This is a genomic window from Pseudonocardia ammonioxydans (genome assembly GCF_900115005.1).
GTDB classification, from domain to species: Bacteria; Actinomycetota; Actinomycetes; order Mycobacteriales; family Pseudonocardiaceae; genus Pseudonocardia; species Pseudonocardia ammonioxydans.
In genome coordinates, this window is record NZ_FOUY01000004.1 from 143,522 (window position 1) to 166,459 (window position 22,938).

Sequence of the window (22,938 nt, forward strand, 5' to 3'; positions counted from 1 at the left end):
GCCGGTGGTGCGGACGCCGGTGTGACCCCGTCCGCCTCCGTGCCCGTGCGCCGGGCGGGTGGAGGAGGATGTGGAACGCCATGCAATCGTCACAGCGCGCCTATCTGGTCTGGTCCGCCGGTCTCCTCGCCTACATCGTCGCGGTGCTGCAACGCAGCTCGTTCGGTGTCGCCGGTCTCGACGCGGCCGAGCGGTTCGAGGCGACGCCGACGGTGCTCGCCGGGTTCCTCGTGCTGCAGCTGCTGGTGTACGCGGCGCTGCAGGTGCCGGTCGGGCTGCTGCTCGACCGGTTCGGGGCGCGGGCGATGGTGCTCGCCGGTGCGGTGACGATGACGGCCGCGCAGGTCATGGTCGCGCTGGTGACGTCGCTGCCGCTGGCGATCGTCGCCCGGGTGCTGGTCGGGGTCGGGGACGCGCTGACGTTCATCTCCGTGCTGTCGGTGGTGTCGGTGTGGTTCCCCGCGCGCCGGGTGCCGCTGATGACGCAGCTGACGGCGCTGCTGGGCCAGTTCGGCCAGGTGCTGTCGGCGATCCCGCTGGCCACGCTGCTGCACGGCTACGGCTGGACGACCGCGTTCCTCGCCGCCGCGGCGGCGGGCCTGGTCGCCGGCATCGCCGTGCTCGCCGTGTTCCGCGACCGCCCGCCGGGCAGTCCGGCGCCGGCGACGGCGGCGACCCCGCGCGAGGTCCTCGACGGTCTCAAGGACGCCTGGCGGCACCCGGGCACCCGGCTCGGGTTGTGGACCCATGCCGGCACGCAGTTCTCCGGGCTCGTGTTCGCGCTGCTGTGGGGCGTCCCGTACCTGGTCGCCGGGCAGGGCATGAGCACCACCGGCGCCTCGGTCATGCTGACGGTGCTGGTGCTGGCCGGGGCCGTCGTCGGCCCGGTCTTCGGGGAGTTCACCGCGCGGCACCCGCTGCGCCGGTCCTGGCTCGTGCTGTCGGTGATCGGCGCGACCGCGCTGGTGTGGGCCGTGGTGCTGCTCGTGCCGCCGCCCGCGCCGCTGTGGCTGCTGGTGCTGCTCGTGCTGGTGCTGGCCGCGAACGGCCCCAGCTCGGCGGTCGGGTTCGACTACGCCCGCACGTTCAACCCGGAGCACCGGCGCGGGACGGCCGTCGGGATCGTCAACGTCGGCGGGTTCACCGCCTCGCTGACGACGACGCTGCTGGTCGGCGCGGTGCTGGGCCTCGCGGGTGGCTACACGCCGGAGGCGTTCCGGATCGCCTGGCTGGTGCAGTTCCCGATCTGGGCGGTCACCACGCTCGGGGTGCTCGCCACGCGACGCAAGGCGCGGCGCGTGATGGCCGAGGAGGGCACCGTCGTGCCGCCGCTGCGCGAGGCGCTGCGGCGCAACCGGCGCCGGCGGCGCGACGTGTCCTGAGCGCCACGGTCGCGGGACCCTCCCGCGCTCCCGGGGCCTGCCGAGGTGCGGCCCAGCGCGGATCGTCCGTCACTGGAGCGCGCTGGGCCGCACCTCGGCGGCGATGCCGGTGTCTCACTCGGCGAGCAGGCGGTAGAGCGCCTTGCGTGCCTCGGTCAGCGACTCGGTCGCCGAGGCGATCTGCTCCGGGGTACCGGCCGCGGCGACCTGCTGGGCGGCCGCGAACAGCTTCGACAGCTCCTCGGCGAAACCGTCGCCCGGCTCGTCGGACGCCTCGTTCCCGGCGGTGAAGGGGGCCCACACCGCGTCGAGCGTGGCGCGGTGCTCCTCGACGTGCCGGGTGCCCTCCTCGGTGAGGTGGACGACGCGGCGGCCGTCGCTCTGCTCGGAGCGGACCAGGCCCTCGTCCTCGAGCTGGGACAGCATCGGGTACACCGATCCCGGACTGGGCTTCCACTGCCCGCCGGAGCGCGCGGTGATCTCCTGGATGATCTCGTATCCGTGCCGCGGGCCGTCGGCGACGACGGCGAGCACCGCCGTGCGGACGTCGCCGCGTGCGGTCCGCCGGCCGCGCCGGCCGAACCCGCGACCGGGGCCGCCGGGACCGAACCCGCCCGGGCCGAAGGGGCCTCCCGGACCGAAGCCACCGGGACCGAAGCCACCGGGACCGAAGTCGCGGCCGCGGGGGTGCGGGCCGCCGCGGTGGTGCCGGCGGCCACGGCCGGGCGGGCCGGGCCGCTCGTGCTCCCGGCCGGGCCGGTCGTTGTCGTGCTGGTCGTTCTCGTCGTCGGGGTCGTGCACGGCTGCCTCCTCGGGGCCGCAGGGGAAGGGGATGCCGGGTCCGGAGCGGGCCCAGGGGTGGCGGAAGCCGGACCGGCGCCCGCGGCGGGCGAACGGCGGGCCCCAGGGAATGTCTCGCGTGGTCATGACGTGTCGTCCTCTCGTCGTCGAGTCTCCTCGTCGATCGGCTCGGATGCCATCACGATATATCGAGAGCGGTCGTCGTTGCAACGAGATATGTCTGCGAATTTTCGGGGAGTGCGGCCCGGCCGTTCGGAGGTGGCTGTGGCGCCGCGGATGCCGTTGACTGGACGACGACGGTTCGCGCACGTCCGGGAGCTCCCGGACCGGTCGAGGGGAGGGCGTCGTGCGGCGGCGTGGTGGCGGGACGGGCGGCGAGAACGTGGTCCCGAACGGCGGTGTGGTTCCGAACGGCGGCGGGGTCCCGACCGGCGGTGGGGTTCCGGCCGGTGAGGACTCGGCGGAGGAGCTCGACCTGACCGGCGTCTCGGCCGCCGAGCTGCGGGACCGGCTGTCCGCCTTCTCCGACGGCCGCGACGTCCGGGTCGTCCGTGCGGCGGTCGACCTGCGCGAGAGCCTGGACCGGCTGTCCGCGGCGATCACGGAGCGCCGGGCGGCGATCGTCGGGCGGGCCGGGGAGATCGCGCGTGCCGCGGCGCCGTTCGCCGGCGGGGCCCTCGCCGCCGGGGTCGGCGCGGCACTGGTGGCGAAGCGGGTGCGGCGGCCGCGAGGGCCCGTGCACCGAGGAGTCGCGCACCGAGGAGTCGCGCACCGAGGAGTCGCGCACCGAGGAGTCGCGCACTGAGGGGTGCGCACCCGGCCGGCGGCGAACGCGGCGACTGTCGCATTCGTCCTGGTCACCCGGCCCGACCGAACCGATCAGGTCATGCCGGTGCGCTTGCTCGACGCCGTTGTGAGGGCGGACACTCGGAGGTACGGATCCACCGGAAGGAGTGTCCCATGAAGGTGTCCGACATCCTGCGGATCAAGGGCGATGCGGTGCACACCGTGCTGTCGTGGAACACGGTCGAGGAGGCGGCCACCCGGCTCGCCGGACCGCCGCCCATCGGTGCACTGGTGGTCTCCGACGACGGGTTCCGCGAGCGCGTCGACGGCATCGTCTCCGAGCGCGACATCGTCCGCAGGCTCGCGACCGACGGCGTGGGCCTGATGAAGCTGACGGTCGCCGACGTCATGACCCGCCACGTCATCACCTGCACCCCGGACGAGTCGATCGCCGAGGTCATGGCGAAGATGAACCGCTGGCGGCACCGGCACCTGCCGGTCGTCGACGAGGGACGGCTCTGCGGAATGATCAGCATCGGGGACGTCGTCAAGCAGCGGCTGGCCGAGATGAGCACCGAGGCGGGCGTGCTGCGCGACATCTACCTCGCGAGCCACTGATGTTCGCGAGCCACTGACTCTCGGGGGCTACCGACTCTCGGGGGCCACTGACGGGTCACATCGGGAACGTCGGCGGGGTCGTGGGCGTTGTGCGGGACATGAGCGCTGCATCCGCTTCGTCCGCCGGCCGCCGGGCCGGCCGCACGGCCGCCTTCGCCACGCTCTTCCGCGCCCTGACCCGACGCGGTGGGCCGGGCGAGCCCGGGCCCGTCGAGCGGGTCAAGGCACTGCCGTCGATGGTCCGCGACGCCTGGCGCGGCAGCTACCCGCACCTGGGCAAGGGCCGGATGGCGACGTTCCTGCTCGCCCTAGCCTACCTGGTCTCCCCGGTCGACGTCGTGCCGGAGATGTTCCTGGCCGTGCTGGGCCTGACCGACGACGCCGTCGTCGCCATGTGGCTGGGCGGGTCACTGCTCGTCGAGGCCGACCGCTACCTCGGCTGGCGCCGGCAGCACCCCGTGACGATCGACCCGGTGCCCACGCCGCAGGTCAGGACGAGCAATTGGCCCGGACGTAGTCGTTGATCCGCTGCGAGGCCGCCTGGTACTCGGGGTCGCTGCGAGCCTGCGCGATCTCCGGGTCGCGGGCGACCGCCAGGGTGTCCCCGCCGTTGGCCTCCAGCAGCTCCAGCTGACGCTGGGTGAACTGGTTGACACGGTCGAAGTCGGCCCGGATCTCCTGCGGGGCCAGCGCGGTCACCTGCTGGTTGGCCTGACGGACGTTCGCCGCCACCTCGCCGACGTCACCGACCGAGCGGCCGATCCCGACCCCGTTGACCGGCTGTGCCGCGTCCCGGCTGGCCTGCACGGCCTCACAGAACGGGGTGGTCGCCCGGGCCTGCGTGGTCGTCGGCGCGCGGGTCGAACCCGGCTGGGTCGCCAGCGACCCGCCACAACCGGCGACCAGTGCCAGTACCGCCGAGAGAAGCAGCACGTGCTGCCGTACAGCCGCCATCCCGGCTCCTCCACTCGCTGATCGGACCTTGCTTCCGATCCGGCCCGGAGTGTAGGTCCGGCGCTGTGAGGTCCGTGTCGGCGGACCCTGCCGAACGGCGGTGCCACACCGGCCGCGTCGGGTCCATCCTGTCCGTCGGGCCGCACGGACGGAGTGCCGATGGACGGGGACGGTTCGCCGATGGTCGGGCGGACCTCCGAACGGGCCCGGATCAGTTCCGCGCTGCGGGCCGCCCGCGACGGCCGCGGCGCTTTGCTGCTCGTGACCGGCGAGCCGGGGATCGGCAAGAGCATGCTCGCGACGACGGTCGCGGCAGATGCCCGCGACGCCGGCGCCGACGTGGTGTGGGGGCGCTGCCGGGAGACACCGGGCGCCCCGGCGTTCCAGCCGTGGACCGAGATCGTCCGGTACCTCGGTCGCGGTGCTCCGGCCGCCGATCTCGGCCCGCTGCTCGCCGGTCGCGCGGCGACGGTGGACCGGTTCGCGCTGTTCGAGGCCGTCACCGAGCTGCTCGTGCGCCGCGGCCGTCCGCTGCTGGTGCTGCTCGAGGACCTGCACCGGGCCGACGAGGCCTCCCTGCTCCTGCTCGACCACCTCCTGCCCGTTCTCGACGACGCCCCCGTCGTCGTGCTCGGCACCTGCCGTGACGGTGGTACCGAGTGGCCACCGGGCCTCGACCCGGTCGCCGGGCGCAGCACGGTCGGCGTGCTCCGGTTGGGCGGGCTGTCCGCACCGGAGGCCCGGGAGCTGGCGGGACGGCTCGCGGCCGGCACCGCCGATCCCGACGCGCTGCGTGCCCGCTGCGGCGGCAACCCGTACTTCATGAGCGAGCTGCTCCGCGGGCCCACCGACGGTGACCTCCCGGTCACCGTGGCCGCGGCCTTGGCCGCACGGGTGGGCCGGCTGCCGCCGCGGACCCGCGCCGCGCTCGAGGCCGCCGCGGTCCTCGGCCGGGAGTTCGTCGCCTCCGACGTCGCCGGGCTGCTCGCCGTCGCGCGGATCGCCGTCGCGCAGATCGACAACGCGCAGATCGACGGCGCGCGGATCGACCACGCCGAACGGGCCTCCGACGTTGCCGGATCTGCTGCCGCGGAGGCAGCCGCAGCGCTGTCGGCGGCGGGGGTGGAGCGCGCGCTCGCCCCGGCCGTCGCCGACCGGCTGCTCACCACGACCGGCCGCGGTCACGCGTTCGCGCACGTCCTGGTCCGGGACGTCCTGCACGCGGCCTGCCCGGCCGACCGGCGCACCGTGTTGCACCACGGCGCCGCCGGAATGACCGACCTGCCGGTGAGCGAGCGTGCCGAGCACGCCGGCCGGGTGCAGCGCACCGCCGCGGAGCGGGAGCGGGCCGCCCGGCTCGCGGTGGAGGCAGCCACCGAGGCCGCCGGACGGCTCGCGTTCGAGGAGGAGCACACCTGGCTCGGACGGGCCCTGGAGCACACCGCGCCGGGTGACCGGTTCGGGCTGCTCCTGGCCTCCGGCGCGGCGGCCGGGCGGGCCGGGCGCGGGGACGCCGCGCGGACCGCGCACGACCAGGCGTGGCTGCTCGCCGGGGACCGGCCCGGGCGGCGGCCCGCTGCGGTCGCGCTCGGGCTCGGCGAGGTCGTCGACTCCGCGGGCATCGTCGACGCCGGCCTGGTCCGGATGCTCGAACGGGCCTTGGACCTGCTCCCGCCCGCCGAGCGGGCGACCCGGGTGGCGCTGCTGGCCCGGCTCGCCGTGGAGATCTACTGGGGCCCGCGGTTGCCGGAGGCCCGCGCCGTCGCCCGGGACGCGGTGGCGGCCGCCCGCCGGCTGGGCGACGCCCGCACGCTCACCGGAGCGCTCGCCGCGCAGCAGTTCGTGCTGCGCGGACCCGCGGACCGGGCCGAGCGGGTCCGTACCGGCCGCGAGCTGGTCCGGCACGCGGCCGGGCTCGGCGACGTCCCGGCCGAGGTGTCGGCGCGCCGGCTGCTGGTCGCGGACGCCTTCGCCGACTCACCGGAGGCGTTGGAGACCGAGCTCGGCGCTCTCGAGGCGCTGGCCGAGCAGACCCGCCGTCCTCTCGCCCGCTGGTACGCCATGGTGTTCCGGACCGCGCTGACCTGCCTGCGCGACCCGGCCGGGGACGCGCTCGAGGCGATCGCCCGGACCGAGACGTTCGGGCGCCGGATCGGGGCCCGGCCCGCCGGGATGTACGCGACGGTCCAGCGGTTCGCCGTCCTGCGCGGCACCGGCCGGGTCGCCGAGGCCGAGCCCGCGCTCCGTGCGGCGATCACCGCCTACCCGCGGCTGGCGACGCTGCGCTGCGGGCTGACGCTGCTGCTCGCCGGCACCGGGCGCGAACGGGAGGCGACCGCGTCGCTGGAGGCACTGACCGACGACGACTGTGCCGCCGTCCCACGGGACGCGCTGTGGCTGTCGTCGATGGTGCAGCTGGCCGAGGCCGCGGCCGCGCTGGGGCACCGGGAGGCGGCGGCGACGCTCTCCGCGGCGCTGCGGCCGCACCGCGGCGAGGTGGTGTTGCAGGGCCTGGTCGCCTGGCTCGGCGCCGTCGACCACCATCTCGGGCTGCTGGCCGGCGTCCTCGGCCGGGACGCGGAGGCCGGTGCGCTGCTCGCCGCGGGTGCCCGGACCCATCGGGAGTGGTCGGCGTCGGCGCTGCCCGTCCGCCGGGCGCCGGCCGCCCGCGCCGTCACCCTCACCCGCCGGGAGCGGCAGGTCCTCGACCTGGTCACGACCGGCTCCCCGAACAAGCAGATCGCGCGCCTGCTCGGGATCAGCGTGCACACCGTCGAACGGCACCTCGTCAACGGCTACGCGAAGCTCGGCGCCCGCAACCGGGCCGAAGCGACCGCACAGGTCCTGCGCGGTCGCTGACTACACGGTTTCCGGGATACCCCCGGGCCCACGCCCGGACGACGCTGACGGGTGCACGGCCGTCCGGAGGGTACGGCCGTACGGCGGGAGGCCGGTCATGGGACGACTGCGGGACAAGACGACGCTGATCACCGGTGGGGAGAGCGGGATCGGCCTCGCCACCGCCCGCCGGTTCGTGGCGGAGGGGGCCCGGGTCTTCCTGGTCGGCCTGGACGAGGGCCGGCTCGGCGATGCGGTCACCGAGCTCGGTGCCGTCGCCGGGTACGCGGTCGCCGACGTCACCGACGAGGACGCGGTGCTCGCCGCCGTCGACGCCGCGGTGGCCGCGTTCGGCCCGCTCGACGTGGTGTTCTCCAACGCCGGTATCTCCGGAGCGGTGGCCGGGATCGAGGACTACCCGTCGGAGACGTTCGGCCGCACGCTCGCCGTGCACGTGACCGGCGCGTTCCACGTCCTCAAACACGGGCTGCCCCGGATGCACGACGGCGGCAGCATCGTGATCACCTCCAGTGTCGTCGGACTCATCGGCTTCGGTGGGCTCTGCGGGTACATCGCGGCCAAGCACGCCCAGGTCGGGCTCATGCGGGCGATCGCGACCGAGGTCGCCCCGCGCCGGATCCGGGTCAACACGCTGCACCCCGGCCCGACGTCGACGGCGTTCCAGGACGAGATCGAGATGGCGGCGACCGGGCTGTCCCGGGAGGCGGCCGCCGCGGCGTTCGACGAGCTGCTGCCGCTGCGGCGGCACGCGCGGCCGGAGGAGATCGCCGACGCCGTCGTCTACCTGGCCTCGGACGAGAGCGCCTTCGTCACCCGCACCACGCTGGCCGTCGACGGCGGGCTGGCAGGCTGACCCCGCGGCAATCCGGATGCCCGCCGCCCTCCGATCGGCGATCCTGGGAATCTCCATGATCGGAAGGGGGAGCCATGCACACGCTCACCGGCACCGCGGCGCCGGTCCGTCTGTGGACCGACCCGGAGTCGGTCGAACCCGGCGCGCTGACCCAGCTGCGCAACTGCGCGAACCTGCCGTGGACCCACGGGGTCGCCGTGATGCCGGACGTGCACCAGGGCTACGGCGCGACGGTGGGGTCGGTGGTCGCGATGCGCGACGCCGTGTCGCCCGGCGCCGTCGGCGTCGACATCGGGTGCGGCATGTCCGCGGTCCGCACCGACCTGACCGCGGGCGACCTGCCCGACTCGCTGGGCCGGGTTCGCGCGCAGGTCGAGCGGGCGGTTCCGGTCGGGCGGGCCGGGCACCGCGAGGGTCCCGACCTGGCGCGGCTGGGCATCGAGCGCGGCTACGACTGGACCGGCTTCTGGTCCGGCTTCGAGCGGCTGCACCACCTGGACGAGGCGTCCTGGACCGATGCCGACGCGTTGCGGGCGAAGGCGCACCGGCAGCTGGGGTCGCTCGGGTCCGGCAACCACTTCCTCGAGCTGTGCCTCGACGGCGACGACCGGGTCTGGCTGATGCTGCACTCCGGGTCGCGGGGGATCGGCAACATCCTCGCGAACCTGCACATCGAACGGGCCAAGCAGCTGCCGCACAACCAGGCCCTGCCCGACCGCGACCTGGCCGTGTTCCTGTCCGGGACACCGGCGATGGACGCCTACCGGGCCGACCTGTACTGGGCGCAGGAGTACGCGCGGCTCAACCGCCGGGTGATGATGGAGCTGTTCAAGGCCGCGCTGGGCCGCGGCCTGGGCCGCACCGTCGCCTTCGAGCCCGAGGTCTCCTGCCACCACAACTACGTCTCGGAGGAGACCTACGACGGCGTCGAGCTGATCGTGACCCGCAAGGGCGCGATCTCCACCGAGGGCGGCCGGAAGGGGATCATCCCCGGCTCGATGGGCACCGGGTCGTTCATCGTGTCCGGGCTGGGGAACCCGCAGTCGTACCGCTCGGCCTCGCACGGTGCGGGCCGGCGGATGTCGCGGGCGGCGGCCCGCCGGCAGTTCTCGGTGGCCGACCTGCAGGCACAGACCGAGGGTGTCGAGTGCCGCAAGGACGCCGGCGTGCTCGACGAGATCCCCGGTGCCTACAAGGACCTCGACACCGTGATGGCCGCCCAGACCGACCTCGTCCGGGTCGAGCACCGGCTCCGGACGATCCTCTGTGTGAAGGGCTGACCGACCCCGCGGGTCAGCAGGTCAGGGGGTCAGGTGCCGGCGGCGGGGCGGACCACGCCAGGACCGTCCCCGCCGCCAGCCCGCCGAGCACGGCGAACCCGTGCGCGTCCCGCACCACCAGCAGCGCCACCCCGGTGGCACCGGCGACGACCGCGGCGGTCACCGACCGGGAGGTCCGTCCCCGTACGAGCCGCAGGCCGAGCAGGGCACAGCCGAGGACGTAGGTCGCCGCCGAGTTCCCCGCCCCGGTGGAGGGGAACGCGAACGTCGTGACCAGGTCGAAGGCGACCGCGCCACCGAGGAAGAGCGCCCAGGACCGCGCGGGACCCGAGGCGGGCACCGCCGCACACACCACGACCGCGAGCAGGACCAGGTTGGACGCCGTCCCGGCGGCCCCGCCGTCCTGCACGACGACCGAGGTGGCCAGCCGCCACACCTGGCCGGCGCGGATCAGCTCGGGGACCCGCGCCAGGGCGTCGAGCAGTCCCGGGACCGCGAGCTGGGCCAGCGACGGGACCGCGACCAGCAACCACAGCCCCGCGCCCGCGAGTGTCGGGCGGAACCGGCCGCCGGGGCCGGCCGCCACGGCGACGACCGCGCCGAGCACCAGCACCACACCGAGCACGTTCGCCCAGCCGGTCCCCGACGTCGTCATAACGCGGCCTCCGTCCCGCACCGGACGGTAGCGGCTCGGGCACCGGAGGTGGGTGGTGCGGCCCCGCCGTGCCGGCTGCTGTACCCGGCGGCGCACCGGTCGAGCTCGCGCTGATCCTGCTGCTCTGCCGCCCTGGCTGCTGCCCCCGGCGCACCGGGCCGGTCACCGGCCGGGCATCAGCCGTCGAGCACGTCCCGCAGCACTCCCGGATGGTCGGTGATGATCCGGTCGACGCCCGCGTCGAGCATCCGGCGCATGTCCGCCTCGTCGTCGACGGTGTAGACCCCGGTCTGCATCCCGCGGGACCGGATGGCCTCGACCAGGCCGGCGTCGGTGCCCCGGAAGCTCGGGTTGATCTGTTCGACACCGGTCGCGGCCGCGTCGTCGAGCTCGGCGGTGCTCGGGCGGGCCTCGAACAGCCACCCGGCGGGCACGGCTGGGGCCACCTCGGCGAAGCGGCGCATCGCGTCGTGGTCGAACGACTGCACCACGATCCCGGCCGGTTGCTCGCCGAGCTCGGCGGCGACCTCCGCCTCGATGCCGGGGTACGCCGCGGGTTCCTTCAGCTCGATCAGCAGCCCGGCCCGCTCACCGATGTGCTCGACGACCTCGTCGAGGGTCGGGATGCGCTGCCCGGCGAACCCGGGCCCGAACCAGGAACCGGCGTCGAGCCGCCTCAGCTCGGCGAGGGTGAAGCTGCCGACCGGGTCCAGGGCCCGGCCGGGGAAGACCCGCTCGACGTCGGTGGTCCGGGTGAGGGTGGTGTCGTGCAGCACGACGAGATGGCCGTCGGCGCTGCGCTGGACGTCGATCTCGATCGAGTCGGCCCGCTGCGCGACGGCCTCGTCGACCGCGGCGAGGGTGTTCTCCGGGGCGTCGCCGGACGCCCCGCGATGCGCGACGACCTCGGTGCCGGCCGGTTCGCCGGCGAGTGCGGCCGGGCCGAGGGCCGTCAGGGCGACCGGGGCGAGAGCGAGGGGGAGCAGCGAGCCGAGCAGGCGGCGCAGGCGCACGGGTGGGACCTCCGGACGGGTGAACACGGTCGGCCCCGACCCTCGGGGTCCGGAGCGTCCGGCGGGTGGCGGGCCGGTGACCGGGCGGCGGCGGGAGCCGCAACGCCGCGCGGCGCCGGCCCGGTCCGCCGTCACGGCCGTGCGGCCGCGGCGGTGAGCGCGGGCAGGTAGCCCTCGGCATAGCCGAGGGCGTTCGGGTGATAGACGGCCGGGGTCGTCGGCTGCGCCGGCGGGTTGATCCACGGGTCGGAGCCGCAGATCCCGTGCCCGGCGAAGGCGTCGCGCACGTCGACGAACTGGCCGCGGAAGCGGTGCGCGGCGTCGGCCAGCGACGCGTTGAGCGTGTCGGCGGCCCGGTTGAGCGCCTCGCGGCGGGTCTCGTTCGGCACGCCCGGCACGTCGCAGGCGCCGGGTTCGAACAGCCGTGGGTAGCCCAGGACGACGATCTTCGCGTCGGGCGCCTGCAGCCGCACGCCGACGATCGTCGAGATCAGGCCGCCGGGCGCGACGAACCGGGCGGCGTGCTCGCCGCCGCGGATCGCGCGGAAGCAGGACTCGTCGTCCGGCGCGGTGCTGCAGGTGGCCAGCACCGGGGCGAACCCGGTGTCGTTGCCGCCCGCGGTGATCGTGACGAGCGTGGTGTCCCGGCCGACCGCGCTCACCTGCTTCGCCACGACCTCGGCGCTGTTCGCCCCGCTGCAGGCGACCGAGACGAACGACGCCGGGTCGTTCTGCGCGGCCCACAGCGCCGGGTAGGAACGGTCGCTGCGCCGGCACTCCCCGGACGCCGGATCCGGGGTGGCACCGACGCCGGCGGCGTAGGAGTCCCCGAGCGCGACGTAGCGGGTGGCCGAGAGGTCGAGCGCGGGGGCCGCGCCCGCCGCGGGGGCCAGGAGTACGACGAGGGCACAGGCCAGCAGCGGGACGAGGAGTCGGCGCACGGACCCCACCCAACCCGGGTGTCGCGGGTCCGGGCAATCACGGTTCCGGGTGAGCGCCACCCGCCCGGTCGTCCGCCGCGTGACCGCCGTGTGGGCCGAACGGGTGCAGCACGCTGCGGCGGGCTACCGCCGCCCGGACGCCCGCAGCTCCGCCAGCGACTCCCCGCCGACGAAGAAGTGCTCGGCCTCGCACTCGTTCAGCACCACCCGCACCGTCTCCGGCTTCGCGCCGAGGGTGTCGGCGGCGGCGGCGGTGAGTGCCTCACCGAGCGCGCGGAGCTGCTCGGGCGTGCGCCCGCGGGTCAGCGTCACCTGGATCACCGGCACGGTGTTCTCCTCACCTGCGTCCTCCTCACCTGCATGCCAGCTCGAGCGTCCCGAGCCGATCGATCGACGCGACGACGACGTCCCCGGGGCCGACCGGTACGGCCGCCGTCAGCCCACCGGAGAGCACGATCTCCCCGGCGCGCAGCCCGCCGCCCTCGGCGGCCAGCGCCCGGACCAGCCAGGCCACCGCGGCCGCCGGGTGCCCGAGCGACGCCGCCCCGGACGCCGTCGCGGCGACCTCGCCGTTGTGCTCGAGCACCACCCCGACCAGCCGCAGGTCGATGCCGGACACCGGCACCGGCGTCCCCACCACGTACCGCGACGCCGAGGTGTTGTCGGCGACGACGTCGGCCATCGTGAACCGGTAGTCGCGGTAGCGGGAGTCGAGCACCTCGATCCCGACGGCGACACCGGCGGTGGCGGCGAGCACGTCGGTGGCGGTGCAGTGCTCGCCCGCCAGGTCGCGGCCGAGCACGAACACGATCTCCGGTTCGCACCGCGGCTGGATCTGGCGGGCGACCTCCAGCGGCTCGCCGATGTCCAGTGCGCCGCCGGCCGGCAGGAACCCGAAGATCGGGTCGGACACGCCGACCTGGGCCTGCTTGGCCCGGGAGGTGACGCCGAGCTTCCAGCCGGCCAGCGGTCCGGCCGCGTCGCGCAGCACGCGCTGCACCCGGTACGCGGTGGGCAGGTCCAGCTCGGTGAACTCGTCGGACAGCCGGTCGACGGCCGTCCGGTCGGCCACGGCCCGCGACAGCCGGTCCGCCAGCTCGGAGACGTTCACGCCGTACCTCCCACGCGGATCGTGACCGGCCCCAGCCGGTCGAACTCGGCCCGGAACACGTCCCCGGCCGTCAGGGGGACGGCCGCGTGCAACGCGCCCGTCATGATCAGATGGCCGGGTTCGAGCACGACGCCGGCCTCGCCGAGGGTGTTCGCCAGCCAGGCGACGACCGCGACCGGGTCGCCCAGCGCGGCCGCCCCGGCGCCGGAGTCGACCAGCTCGCCGTTGCGGGTCAGTGTCATCCCGGTCAGCCGGGGGTCCCAGCCCTCGAGCGGGACGACCTGCGAGGACGTCGCCATCGCGCCGTTCGAGGCCAGGTCGGCGACCGTGTCGGCGAGCGCGATCCGCCAGTCCTCGATCCGGGAGTCGACGATCTCCATCCCGGCCACCGCGCCGGCGATCGCCCGCCGCGCCGCTGGCACGGTCACACCCGGGCCCGCGAGCCGCTCGCCGAGCACGAAGACGATCTCGGCCTCGACCTTGGGCTGGATGAACCGGTCCAGCGGGATCGTGTCGCCGTCGCGGTAGACCGTGGAGGCGAGCACGGGGCCGTGGTCGGGGGAGTCGATGCCGATGAGTCGCTGCATGGCCTTCGACGTCGCCCCCACCTTGTGCCCGACGACGGTGTCGCCGTCGGCCAGCAGCAGCGACACCAGCTCCTGCTGGACGGCGTAGCCGTCGGCCATGCCGAGCGACGGGTCGGCGTCGGTCAGCGGTGGGATCGGCACCCGGGTGCGGCGGGCCTCGTAGAGCGCCCGGGCCTTCCCCGGGGCGTCGGTGACGGGCATCGGGCTCCTTCGCGGTCCGCGGATCGTGCCGGGTCAGTGTCCCGCACCGGGTGAACGGCGCTGCCGGCCGCGGCCGCCACCACTCTCGGTGACCGCGGCCACAGGCAGGCAACCGGTCGAACCACTCGCCAGTCCACGGGGCACCACCGTCACTGCAGGTCAGAGGGGTGGGAGTGGTGTGCGGCCCCGGTGGTCGCTGCGGTGAACGGCAGGTTGCGGCCCTTCTCGTCACCGAACGTCCGCTCACCGCCCGTCGCGTCCCGGTGGTCTCGCGATCACTCATTCGTGTTTGCGGTCCGCGGGTCGCTGGCTAGCGTGGCCCACGGATCACGGAACGGTTACGAACCGGACGCAGCCCGACCCCCGACGGGCCGCCCGCTCCCCACGGGTTGTCCGCCGTTCCGGGATCTGGAAGGAAGATCGTGGCACGGCATCGCTCCCCCCAGGGCCGAAGCGCGAGCCTCGGGCTCCTGTCACCGCAGTTCGCGGTGGCAGGGGTCGGAGGGCCGGTCGGCGCGTTCCCGACCGGACCCCGCGTCCGGCGCTCCCGCACGCACGCCCCCGCCGGGTACTCCCCGCCCGGTTCCTCCGGGTCGTCCCTCGAGGGCTCCCGGATCTCCGCGTCCACCCGCATCGCGGCCGCGGTCGTCGCCGTCGGCGGTATCGCCGGCGCCGCACACGCGACCGTCGGTTCCGGCGAGCTCCCGTCGCCGGCGGCCTGGTTCGACGCCACCCCCGCGGCCACCGCGTCCGACGCCGCCGCGGTGCCCGCCCCCCGCGCCCCGGTCGACGCCGCTCCGGCGGCGCCGATCGCCGACTCGGCGACCATCGCCGCGCTGGCGACCCCGGCCGCGGCCGGTGGTTCGGTCGCCGCCCGGGCCGTTACCGTGGCCCCCGGTGTGCACACCGGTGCCGCCCAGGCGGTCGAGGGTGCTGCGGCCTCGGTGACCGAGGTCCAGAAGGCCGCCGCCGAGCGTGCCCGCGCCGCCGAGGCCGCTCGCGCCGCCGGCGCCACCGGGTCACTGCAGTCCGCGTCCGCCGGCGGTGCGGTGTCGATCGTGTCCGGCCGAGTCACCTCGGGCTTCGGCTCCCGCTGGGGCAGCCAGCACAAGGGCCTCGACATCGCGGCCCCGATCGGTACCCCGATCCACGTCCCGCTGGGCGGGACCGTGATCAGCTCCGGTTCGGCCAGCGGGTTCGGGATGTGGGTCCGGGTCAAGCACGACGACGGCACCGTCACCGTCTACGGCCACATCAACCGCTCCCTGGTGACGGTCGGGCAGAAGGTCACGCCCGGCCAGCAGATCGCCGAGGTCGGCAACCGGGGCCAGTCCACCGGGCCGCACCTGCACATCGAGGTGGTCGACCCGAGCGGTACGAAGATCAACCCGAAGCCGTGGCTCGACGCCAACGGGTTCAGCTACACCTGATCGTTCCCGGCGCGGCCCGGGCGAGCGGTCAGGCCGGGTCGGCCCGGCGCCGTTCCTCGGCGAGGAAGTGTGCCGTCTCCCGCGTCGCGGTGTAGAGCGAGCGGTAGTGCGGGTGGAAGCGCTCGTAGACCTCCCGGGCGACCGGGTCGGGCCGGATGGTCCGCGCCACGGGGTTCCACCGGCGCAGCTCTGGTTCCGCCCCGGTGGCGGCCGCGGCCAGCCACGCGTCGCCCAGCGCGGCACCGACGGTCTGCTCCGGGATGTCCTGCGGCACGCCGGTGACGTCGGTGACGATCCGGGTCCACAGCCCGCCCTGGACGCCACCACCGACCGCGACCAGGCGCTTCGTCCCGCCGCCAGCCTCGCGCATGACCTCGAGGTTGTGCCGGACACCGTGTGCGATGCCCTCCAGTGCAGCCCGGTAGACCTCGCCCCGTGAGTGCCCCGTGGTGAGCCCGGCGAGGATGCCGCGCGCGTCCGGGTCGAACAGCGGGGTGCGCTCCCCGGCGAAATAGGGGAGCAGCAGCAGCCCGCCGCTGCCCGGCGCGGCCCGACCTGCCTCCTCGACCAGCTGGGTGAAGCCCTCCCCGGTGAGGTCACGCAGCCAGTTCGTGATCGCGCCGGAGGTCGCCATCCCGGCGGCGAGGGTGAACGTGCCGGGGACGACGCCGCGGGTCGTCCACATCGCCGGGTGCGGCCGGGGGCGGTCGATCACCTCGATGAGGAACATCGTCGTGCCGTACATGACCATGACCTCGCCCGGGGAGGTCACGCCGGCGCTGGTCGCCTCCGCCCAGGCGTCGACGGTCCCGGCGGTGACCGGCAGCCCCTCCGGCAGCCCGGTCTCGGCGGCCGCGGCGGCGGTGACGTGCCCGGCGACCTCGGTGGGCCACAGCAGCCGCGGCAGCTCGATCCCCGGTGCGGTCGCCTCGGCCCAGTCGTGGGCCCAGTCCGCCGCCTCGAGGTCGTACATCGGGTCGCACTGGCTGGCCGAGTGGTGGTCGAGCACGTACTCCCCGGTGAGCCGGTGCACCAGGTAGGACGAGCACATCAGGAACAGCGCCGTCCGCTCGTGGATCTCGGGTTCGTGCCGGGCGAGCCAGCGCCACTTCGGCCCGACCGCCTGCGACGACAGCGGCGTCCCGGCGCGGGCGAGGATCTGCTCGGCACCGAGCTCGGCGGTCAGCTCGTCGATCTCCGTGCCCGCCCGGGTGTCGACGCCGTAGAGGATCGCCGGACGCAGCGGCCGGCCGTCGGCGTCCGCGGGGAGCAGCGTCGGGCCGATCCCGGAGACACCGAGGCCGGCGGGCGCGGCGTCCGGCACCGCGGTGAGCAGCTCGCGGACGATCGCCGCGAAGTCGCCCCACCAGATGGCCTCCGCGTCGTGCTCGACCCACCCGGGACGGGGCTGCGCGGTCTCGTGTGCGCGGTCGGCCCGGGCGAGCACCCGGCCCCCGGAGTCGACCACGACGCCCTTCGAGCCGGAGGTTCCGATGTCGACACCGAGGTACACCTGCATGGTCCTTTCCTACCGGGTGCGGTGTCCGGGCGCATCGGCGCCGTCCGAAGCACTGCCACGACCGGGAGCGGGCCGCCCGCCGCCGCCGGCACAGGGGACCGACACTCGGACCCGGGCCGCACCCCGCACCGGCCGAGTTGTCCACGACACCCCCTCCGGAACCGGGTCCGGGGCGCTCGGTCCACAGGCCCGGCCCCGGCGAGCGCCGTCCGTCGTCCCGCTGCTCCACCCTCGGCGCCATGACCGCACTGCCGCAGCCCGAACCCGGCTCCCCGGCCCGCCCCGGGTCTCCGCCCGCCGCGGACGTCGCGCGGGGGGAGCCGCGAGCCCCCGCTCCGTCCAGCCCCGCGCTCTCCGAGCCCGCGCCGGCGAGTCCCGCGCCGGCGAGTCCCGCGCCGGCGAGCCCTGCGCCGGCGAGCCCTGCGCCGCCGAGCCCGGCGCCGCCCGACCCCGTGCCGCCCGACCCGGTGCCGCCCGACCCGGTACCGCCCGACCCCGGGCCGCCCACTGCCGCGGCCACGCCGCTGTGGCCGCCGGGTGGCACCCCGGCCGATCCGTGGCCGTGGGCGCCGGGCGGCACCGCGCCGGCCCGGATCCGGCTCACCGACCCGGCGGACCTGGTCGCCGCGGTACCGGTCCTGATCGGGTTCCATCCCGAGGACTCGCTGGTCCTGGTCGGGCTCGCCGGTCCGGAGTTCCGCGGCCGGGTCGGCCTCACCCTGCGTCTCGACCTGCCGCAGGGGAGGGCGGTGCGTCGCGTCTGCGACGAGGCCGTCTCCGTGCTGGCGGGCAGCGACCCGGCCCGGGCGGTCGTCGTGGTCGTGGGTGGCGGCGCCGCGGTGCCGGCAGCGCGGAACGGGCCCCGGCGTGACGTCGCGGTCGCCGCGCGCCGGGCCCTGCGGTGGGCCGGTATCGACCCGATGGCCGTGCTGTGGGCCTCGGGGACCCGGGCCGGTGACCGGTGGAGCTGCTACCCGTTGCCCGGGCAGGACTGTGGCTGCGCCGGGACGGTGCCGGACCCGAGTGCCACCCCCGTCGCGGTCGCGGCGGCGGTGCAGGGCGGTCGTGCCGTACTGCCGGACCGGGCCGCGGTGCTCGCCCAGCTCGACGGTGACGGCGCCGACCGCGCTCGCCGGTCGCGGCTGCGTGCCCGGGCCGGCGCCGGCGGCAACGGCGGAGCGCCGAGCGGGGCCGGGGTGGTGTGCGCAGCCGGCGCCGGACCGGCCCCCGACGGCGGGGACCGGGAGACCCGCGACCCCGGCGGCCTGCTCGACGTGGCGCTCGCCGAGGCGGCCGAGGGCCGGCTCGTGATCGACGACCGCCTCGCGCTCGACTTCCGCGCGGCCTTCGCCGACCCCGGCTTCCGGGACGAGGCGCTGCGGCGCAGCCTCGGGCCGGACGCACCGCACGCCGAGCAGCTCTGGGCGGCGCTCACGCGGGCGCTGCCGGGAGCCGGGCGGGCCGACACGGCGGCGCTGCTCGCCGTCTGCGCCCTCCTGCGCGGCGACGGTGCCCTCGCCGGGCTGGCCGTGGAGCGCGCACTGGCGGACCGGCCCGGGCACGTCGTGGCCACCGTGGTCGAGACGTCGCTGCGGGCCGCGGTGACCCCGGGGGCGACGCCGGGCCCGTACACGGGACCGGCCGGGCTGCGCCGCCTGCTCGACGCGGTGCTCGCGGAGGCCGAAGCCGGCGACGGCGGCGACACCCACGGCGACCCCGGCCCGGCGGGGGCACGGTGACCGGCCCCGGTGCGGTGCTCCGGCCGGTGATCCGCCGGGCGGCGCCGGGGGAGTCCGCGACCGGTCCGGTGCCGGTGCAGGGCCGGGCGGCGAGCCCGGTGGCGCGGTCAGCGGCCCCGGGCGAACTCCCACGCGTCGGCGACGATGCGCGCCAGCGCGGTGCGCGAGGGCTTCCAGCCGAGCTGCTCGGCGGCCCGGTGCCCGGCCGCGACCAGGACGGCGGGGTCGCCGGCCCGGCGCGGGGCGACCACGGCCGGGATCGGGTGACCGGTGACCGACCGGCAGGTCTCGACGACCTCGAGCACCGAGAAGCCGTGCCCGCTGCCCAGGTTGTAGACGGCGTGGTCACCGGCGGTGGAGTGCTGCAACGCCAGCAGATGGGCATCGGCCAGGTCGTCGACGTGGATGTAGTCGCGCACGCAGGTGCCGTCCGGGGTCGGCCAGTCGTCACCGAAGATCGAGATCGACTCGCGGGTACCGGAGGCGACCTGCAGCACGAGCGGGATCAGGTGGGTCTCGACCGTGTGCCGCTCACCGAGGTGCGTGTCGCCCGCCACGTGGGCGCCCGCCACGTTGAAGTACCGCAGGCTGGTCGCGGCCAGCCCGTGCGCCGTGGCGTACGAGGTGATCATGTGATCGATCGCGAGCTTGCTCGCCCCGTACGGGTTGGTCGGGCGGGTCGGTGCGGACTCGGGGATCGGCACCTGGTCCGGTTCGCCGTAGGTCGCGGCGGTCGAGGAGAACACCAGCCGTGGCACCGCGTGCCGGCGGATCGCCTCCAGCAGCCGGAACGAGGCGACGACGTTGCCGGACCAGTACTTCTCCGGTTCGGTCACCGACTCGCCGACCAGGGAGCGGGCGGCGAAATGCAGCACCCCGTCGAAACCGCCCGCACCGAGCACCTCGTCGGCCCCCGCGCCGAGCTCCGCCTCGACGAACGTCGCGCCCGAGGGGACCGCGTCCCGGTGCCCGGTGGACAGGTCGTCGAGGACGACGACCTCGTGTCCCGCCTCGAGCAGGTGCGCCGCGCACACACTGCCGACGTACCCCGCGCCGCCGGTGACGAGCAGCTTCACCCCGGGCCTCCCCGCTTGCCGATCCCTGCGGCGCCGATCTCCGCGGCGCCGAGCCGTCGGGGCGAGCATGTCACGGGCGCGGGCGGCGACCGCCGTGCACCCGGGTGGCCGCGGTCCGGGTGGTCCCGGTCCCGGCAGTCGCGACCGCTACTGGGCCCTGACCAGGACGGCGTGCGCCACCAGCGGGGCGACCGTGGCCTTCTCGTCCTCGGTGGAGTGCACCGGGACCGGGTCCCCGAAGCGCGGGATGGCACCGACCTCGACGCTCTGGCCCGGCACGATGCCGGCGAGCTTCAGCTCACCCATCAGGTCCGCGTCGTTCTGCACGTGCTCGGCGATCCGGCGCACCTCGACCCGGCCGCCGCCGCGACGGGCGAGCTCGTCGAGCCGCTGCAGCCCGACCTCCAGCGAGGGCGGGACCGAGGAGGAGCTCGACGGCACGTCGTTGCCCTGCTCGAGGTCGTCGAGTCCCGGGATCGGGTTGCCGTACGGGGACACGGTCGGCTTGTCGAGCAGGCGGAGCAGCTTGCGCTCGACGTCCTCGCTCATCACGTGTTCCCAGCGGCACGCCTCGGCGTGCACGAGTTCCCACTCCAGGCCGATGACGTCGATGAGCAGACGCTCCGCGAGGCGGTGCTTGCGCATGACCGCGACAGCGCGGCTGCGACCGTCGTCGGTCAGCTCGAGGTGGCGGTCCCCGGCGACGACGACCAGGCCGTCGCGCTCCATCCGGGCGACGGTCTGGCTGACGGTCGGACCGCTCTGGCCGAGGCGCTCGGCGATCCGCGCGCGCAGCGGGACAACACCTTCCTCCTCGAGTTCGTAGATGGTCCGCAGGTACATCTCTGTGGTGTCGATGAGGTCGTTCACGTGGGGCCCCTTCGTTCGACGGCCAGTCTACCCAGGGCGAGCCCCGGGCACGGCGCACCCATCCGGGGCAGGATGGGCACCGTGTCCGGTTCCATGATCTCCCCCGAGGCCCTCGCCGGTCTGCTGCCGCGCGCCGGTCGTGACGGAGCAGACAGACCGCCACGCACCGCCGTCCCGGTGGTGCTGGACGTGCGGTGGCGGCTCACCGGGCCTCCTGGACGAGACGACCACGCGGCCCGCCGTATTCCCGGCGCGGTCTTCACCGATCTGGACACCGAGCTGGCGGCCGGACCGTCGTCGCCCGGGCCGGGTGGCCGGCACCCGCTGCCGGAGCCCGCGGCGCTGCAGGAGGTGCTGCGCGCGGCCGGGGTGCGGGACGGGGACCCGGACCAGCTGGTGATCGCCTACGACGACGCGGACGGCTCGGTCGCCGCGCGGGCCTGGTGGCTGCTGCGCTGGGCGGGGGTCGACCCGGCCCGCGTCCGGGTGCTCGACGGCGGGTTCGCCGCCTGGGCGCAGGCGGGGCTGCCGGTCGCGGGCAGCGGAGGAGACGCGCCCGAGCCGGAGCCGTCGCCGGCCGGCGATCTCGTCGTGCGTCCCGGCGGCATGCCGGTCGTCGACGCCGACGGCGCCGCCGCCCTGGCCCGCGACGGGGTGCTGCTCGACGCCCGCGCGGCGGCCCGGTACCGCGGCGAGACCGAGCCGGTCGACCCGCGCGCCGGGCACGTCCCCGGGGCGCGCAACGTCCCGGCCGCCGCCAACGCGGGCCCGGACGGGCGCTGGGCGCCCGCGGGGGTGCTCGCCGAGCGGTTCCGCGCGGCCGGGGTCGGACCCGGTGTCCCGGCCGGCGCCTACTGCGGTTCGGGCATCAACGCCTGCGCGGTGGTGCTGGCGCTGGAGGAGTCCGGGCTGACGACCCCGCAGGCGCCGGCCGCGCTCTACCCGGGGTCCTGGTCGGAGTGGAGCGCCGACCCGCAGCGGCCGGCCGCGACCGGGGACCGGCCCTGGGTGGCGGACCGGTGAGCGGGGCGGAGGAGGTGAGTGGCGTGGCCGTCGGCGCATCCCTGGCATACGGTCGCGTGCCATGAGCGCGCGCACGTCGGTCGTCTGGACGCCGGAGTTCCTGACCTACCAGCTGTCCGACGACCACCCGCTGAACCCGGTGCGGCTCGACCTCATGATGGAGCTGTCGCGCGGGCTCGGTGTCCTCGACGGGATCGAGCTGGTCGAGCCGCAGCCCGCCACCGAGGCCGAGCTGACCCGGGTGCACACGCCCGGGTACCAGACCGCGGTGCGGTCGGCCCCGGAGGTGCCGTTCGGCATCGGGCACGGTCTGGGCACCGCCGACAACCCGATCTTCTTCGGCATGCACGAGGCGGCCGCGCTGATCGCCGGGGGCTCGGTGGCGGCGGCCCGGGAGATCGCCGAGGGCCGGGCCGACCGGGCGGTGAACCTGGCTGGGGGCCTGCACCACGCCATGCCGGACCGGGCCGCCGGGTTCTGCGTCTACAACGACTGCTCGGTCGCGATCGCCTGGCTGCTGGACCAGGGCTACGAGCGGATCGCCTACGTCGACGTCGACGTCCACCACGGCGACGGGGTCCAGACCTCGTTCTACGACGACCCGCGGGTCCTGACGATCTCGATGCACCAGCACCCGCTGACGCTGTGGCCGGGCACCGGCTGGGCCGGGGAGCTCGGGCGCGGCGACGGCGAGGGCTACGCGGTCAACATCGCGCTGCCGCCCGGCACCGGGGACGCCGGCTGGCTGCGCGCGTTCCACGGTGTCGTGCCGTCGCTGCTGGAGTCGTTCCGCCCGCAGGTGCTGGTCACCGAGTGCGGCGCGGACACCCACGCCGAGGACCCGCTGGCGAACCTGGAGCTGTCCGTGGACGGCCACCGGGCGATCTACCGGACGCTGCGCGAGCTCGCCGAGACCACCGCGGGCGGCAAGTGGCTGGTGCTCGGGGGCGGCGGCTACGCCCTCTACCGGGTGGTGCCGCGCTCCTGGACGCACCTGCTCGCGGTCTCCCTCGACCGCGACCTCGACCCGGACACGACGATCCCCGCGGACTGGACGGCGACCGCGTCGACCCACACCCGTGCCCCGCTGCCCGTGTCGATGTCCGACGGGGCGGACCCGTCGTTCGAGAAGTGGGGCGGCGCGTACGGCGACCGGGTGGACTCCTCGATCCTGGAGACCCGCCGTGCGGTCTTCCCCCTGCACGGGCTCGAGCCCGACGACCCGAGGGACTGAGAGCGA

General features: G+C 75.5%; 22 protein-coding genes. 11 read left to right on the forward strand and 11 right to left on the reverse strand.

Annotated elements, in window-relative coordinates:
• Positions 1-80 precede the first annotated feature (80 nt).
• Entirely contained in the window at positions 81-1,382 is a 1,302-nt protein-coding gene (locus tag BM093_RS06105) for an MFS transporter (RefSeq protein WP_093338467.1), read from the forward strand.
• A gap of 114 nt (positions 1,383-1,496) precedes the next feature.
• Here the strand turns inward: BM093_RS06105 and BM093_RS06110 are convergent, their stop codons facing one another.
• Complete coding sequence (locus tag BM093_RS06110) at positions 1,497-2,309, reverse strand: PadR family transcriptional regulator (protein WP_093338470.1); 813 nt, start codon at positions 2,307-2,309, stop codon at positions 1,497-1,499.
• Positions 2,310-2,529: 220 nt separating this feature from the next.
• On the opposite strand from BM093_RS06110, the gene BM093_RS06115 reads away from it, so the two are divergent.
• The 3 genes from BM093_RS06115 (at position 2,530) to BM093_RS06125 (ending at position 4,111) form a co-directional block, all read left to right on the forward strand.
• A complete protein-coding gene (locus tag BM093_RS06115; protein ID WP_093338472.1) occupies positions 2,530-2,988 on the forward strand; it encodes a hypothetical protein in 459 nt (152 codons plus the stop codon).
• Positions 2,989-3,143: 155 nt separating this feature from the next.
• Positions 3,144-3,587 carry a CBS domain-containing protein gene (locus BM093_RS06120; RefSeq protein WP_093338474.1) on the forward strand — a complete coding sequence of 148 codons (444 nt, stop codon included), beginning with the start codon at positions 3,144-3,146 and terminating at the stop codon, positions 3,585-3,587.
• 98 nt (positions 3,588-3,685) lie between these two features.
• Positions 3,686-4,111 (forward strand): YkvA family protein, encoded by a 426-nt coding sequence (locus BM093_RS06125; protein ID WP_093338477.1) that lies wholly within the window; start codon positions 3,686-3,688, stop codon positions 4,109-4,111.
• Here BM093_RS06125 and BM093_RS06130 read toward each other — a convergent pair.
• Positions 4,077-4,541: a hypothetical protein gene (locus BM093_RS06130; protein ID WP_093338480.1), complete on the reverse strand. Its 465-nt coding sequence runs from the start codon at positions 4,539-4,541 to the stop codon at positions 4,077-4,079. The two genes, BM093_RS06125 and BM093_RS06130, sit on opposite strands and share 35 nt — an antisense overlap.
• Positions 4,542-4,700: 159 nt before the next feature.
• On the opposite strand from BM093_RS06130, the gene BM093_RS06135 reads away from it, so the two are divergent.
• From BM093_RS06135 to BM093_RS06145, 3 genes are all read left to right on the forward strand, one after another.
• Positions 4,701-7,400, forward strand: a complete 2,700-nt coding sequence (locus BM093_RS06135) for an ATP-binding protein (RefSeq protein ID WP_093338483.1) — start codon at positions 4,701-4,703, stop codon at positions 7,398-7,400.
• A 97-nt stretch (positions 7,401-7,497) separates the two neighbouring features.
• Positions 7,498-8,253 carry an SDR family NAD(P)-dependent oxidoreductase gene (locus BM093_RS06140; RefSeq protein ID WP_093338485.1) on the forward strand — a complete coding sequence of 252 codons (756 nt, stop codon included), beginning with the start codon at positions 7,498-7,500 and terminating at the stop codon, positions 8,251-8,253.
• Between the two features lie 74 nt (positions 8,254-8,327).
• Entirely contained in the window at positions 8,328-9,533 is a 1,206-nt protein-coding gene (locus BM093_RS06145) for an RtcB family protein (RefSeq protein ID WP_093338488.1), read from the forward strand.
• 13 nt (positions 9,534-9,546) lie between these two features.
• On the opposite strand, the gene BM093_RS06150 is transcribed toward BM093_RS06145, so the two are convergent.
• The 6 genes from BM093_RS06150 to BM093_RS06175 all read right to left on the reverse strand — a co-directional run bounded on the left by BM093_RS06150 (position 9,547) and on the right by BM093_RS06175 (position 14,041).
• Positions 9,547-10,188: a hypothetical protein gene (locus BM093_RS06150; protein WP_093338490.1), complete on the reverse strand. Its 642-nt coding sequence runs from the start codon at positions 10,186-10,188 to the stop codon at positions 9,547-9,549.
• A 176-nt stretch (positions 10,189-10,364) separates the two neighbouring features.
• Entirely contained in the window at positions 10,365-11,201 is an 837-nt protein-coding gene (locus BM093_RS06155; RefSeq protein ID WP_093338716.1) for a glycerophosphodiester phosphodiesterase, read from the reverse strand.
• A 131-nt stretch (positions 11,202-11,332) separates the two neighbouring features.
• Positions 11,333-12,142, reverse strand: coding sequence for an SGNH/GDSL hydrolase family protein (locus BM093_RS06160; RefSeq protein WP_177238295.1), 810 nt, complete (start codon positions 12,140-12,142; stop codon positions 11,333-11,335).
• A gap of 123 nt (positions 12,143-12,265) precedes the next feature.
• A complete protein-coding gene (locus BM093_RS06165) occupies positions 12,266-12,469 on the reverse strand; it encodes a 2-hydroxymuconate tautomerase (protein ID WP_093338495.1) in 204 nt (67 codons plus the stop codon).
• Between the two features lie 25 nt (positions 12,470-12,494).
• Positions 12,495-13,253, reverse strand: coding sequence for a 2-keto-4-pentenoate hydratase (locus tag BM093_RS06170; protein ID WP_093338498.1), 759 nt, complete (start codon positions 13,251-13,253; stop codon positions 12,495-12,497).
• A complete protein-coding gene (locus tag BM093_RS06175) occupies positions 13,250-14,041 on the reverse strand; it encodes a 2-keto-4-pentenoate hydratase (protein ID WP_093338501.1) in 792 nt (263 codons plus the stop codon). Before BM093_RS06175 ends, BM093_RS06170 begins: the two co-directional genes overlap by 4 nt.
• 488 nt (positions 14,042-14,529) lie before the next feature.
• Here BM093_RS06175 and BM093_RS06180 point away from each other — a divergent pair, with 488 nt between their 5' ends.
• Positions 14,530-15,471, forward strand: a complete 942-nt coding sequence (locus BM093_RS06180; RefSeq protein WP_245773333.1) for a M23 family metallopeptidase — start codon at positions 14,530-14,532, stop codon at positions 15,469-15,471.
• A 28-nt stretch (positions 15,472-15,499) separates the two neighbouring features.
• Here the strand turns inward: BM093_RS06180 and BM093_RS06185 are convergent, their stop codons facing one another.
• Entirely contained in the window at positions 15,500-16,990 is a 1,491-nt protein-coding gene (locus BM093_RS06185; RefSeq protein ID WP_093338503.1) for an FGGY-family carbohydrate kinase, read from the reverse strand.
• Positions 16,991-17,442: 452 nt separating this feature from the next.
• Here BM093_RS06185 and BM093_RS06190 point away from each other — a divergent pair, with 452 nt between their 5' ends.
• Positions 17,443-18,729: a DUF4192 domain-containing protein gene (locus BM093_RS06190; RefSeq protein ID WP_093338506.1), complete on the forward strand. Its 1,287-nt coding sequence runs from the start codon at positions 17,443-17,445 to the stop codon at positions 18,727-18,729.
• Positions 18,730-18,836: 107 nt separating this feature from the next.
• Here BM093_RS06190 and galE read toward each other — a convergent pair whose 3' ends face one another.
• Both galE and BM093_RS06200 read right to left on the reverse strand, forming a co-directional pair.
• Positions 18,837-19,805, reverse strand: coding sequence for a UDP-glucose 4-epimerase GalE (gene galE / locus BM093_RS06195; RefSeq protein WP_093338508.1), 969 nt, complete (start codon positions 19,803-19,805; stop codon positions 18,837-18,839).
• 147 nt (positions 19,806-19,952) lie between these two features.
• Entirely contained in the window at positions 19,953-20,675 is a 723-nt protein-coding gene (locus BM093_RS06200; protein WP_093338511.1) for an iron-dependent transcriptional repressor DtxR, read from the reverse strand.
• A gap of 72 nt (positions 20,676-20,747) precedes the next feature.
• Here BM093_RS06200 and BM093_RS06205 point away from each other — a divergent pair, with 72 nt between their 5' ends.
• Together BM093_RS06205 and BM093_RS06210 are read left to right on the forward strand one after the other, a co-directional pair.
• Entirely contained in the window at positions 20,748-21,698 is a 951-nt protein-coding gene (locus tag BM093_RS06205; protein ID WP_425439106.1) for a sulfurtransferase, read from the forward strand.
• Between the two features lie 61 nt (positions 21,699-21,759).
• Positions 21,760-22,932 (forward strand): acetoin utilization protein AcuC, encoded by a 1,173-nt coding sequence (locus tag BM093_RS06210; protein WP_093338514.1) that lies wholly within the window; start codon positions 21,760-21,762, stop codon positions 22,930-22,932.
• Positions 22,933-22,938 lie beyond the last annotated feature (6 nt).

Excerpts from the sequence above, each read along its gene's own strand:
- BM093_RS06105 (WP_093338467.1), top strand. The coding sequence starts at position 81 with ATGCAATCGTCACAGCGCGCCTATCTGGTCTGGTCCGCCGGTCTCCTC.
- BM093_RS06110 (WP_093338470.1), bottom strand. The coding sequence starts at position 2,309 with ATGACCACGCGAGACATTCCCTGGGGCCCGCCGTTCGCCCGCCGCGGG.
- BM093_RS06120 (WP_093338474.1), top strand. The coding sequence starts at position 3,144 with ATGAAGGTGTCCGACATCCTGCGGATCAAGGGCGATGCGGTGCACACC.
- BM093_RS06125 (WP_093338477.1), top strand. The coding sequence starts at position 3,686 with ATGAGCGCTGCATCCGCTTCGTCCGCCGGCCGCCGGGCCGGCCGCACG.
- BM093_RS06130 (WP_093338480.1), bottom strand. The coding sequence starts at position 4,541 with ATGGCGGCTGTACGGCAGCACGTGCTGCTTCTCTCGGCGGTACTGGCA.
- BM093_RS06135 (WP_093338483.1), top strand. The coding sequence starts at position 4,701 with ATGGACGGGGACGGTTCGCCGATGGTCGGGCGGACCTCCGAACGGGCC.
- BM093_RS06140 (WP_093338485.1), top strand. The coding sequence starts at position 7,498 with ATGGGACGACTGCGGGACAAGACGACGCTGATCACCGGTGGGGAGAGC.
- BM093_RS06145 (WP_093338488.1), top strand. The coding sequence starts at position 8,328 with ATGCACACGCTCACCGGCACCGCGGCGCCGGTCCGTCTGTGGACCGAC.
- BM093_RS06150 (WP_093338490.1), bottom strand. The coding sequence starts at position 10,188 with ATGACGACGTCGGGGACCGGCTGGGCGAACGTGCTCGGTGTGGTGCTG.
- BM093_RS06175 (WP_093338501.1), bottom strand. The coding sequence starts at position 14,041 with ATGCCCGTCACCGACGCCCCGGGGAAGGCCCGGGCGCTCTACGAGGCC.
- BM093_RS06185 (WP_093338503.1), bottom strand. The coding sequence starts at position 16,990 with ATGCAGGTGTACCTCGGTGTCGACATCGGAACCTCCGGCTCGAAGGGC.
- BM093_RS06205 (WP_425439106.1), top strand. The coding sequence starts at position 20,748 with ATGGGCACCGTGTCCGGTTCCATGATCTCCCCCGAGGCCCTCGCCGGT.
- BM093_RS06210 (WP_093338514.1), top strand. The coding sequence starts at position 21,760 with ATGAGCGCGCGCACGTCGGTCGTCTGGACGCCGGAGTTCCTGACCTAC.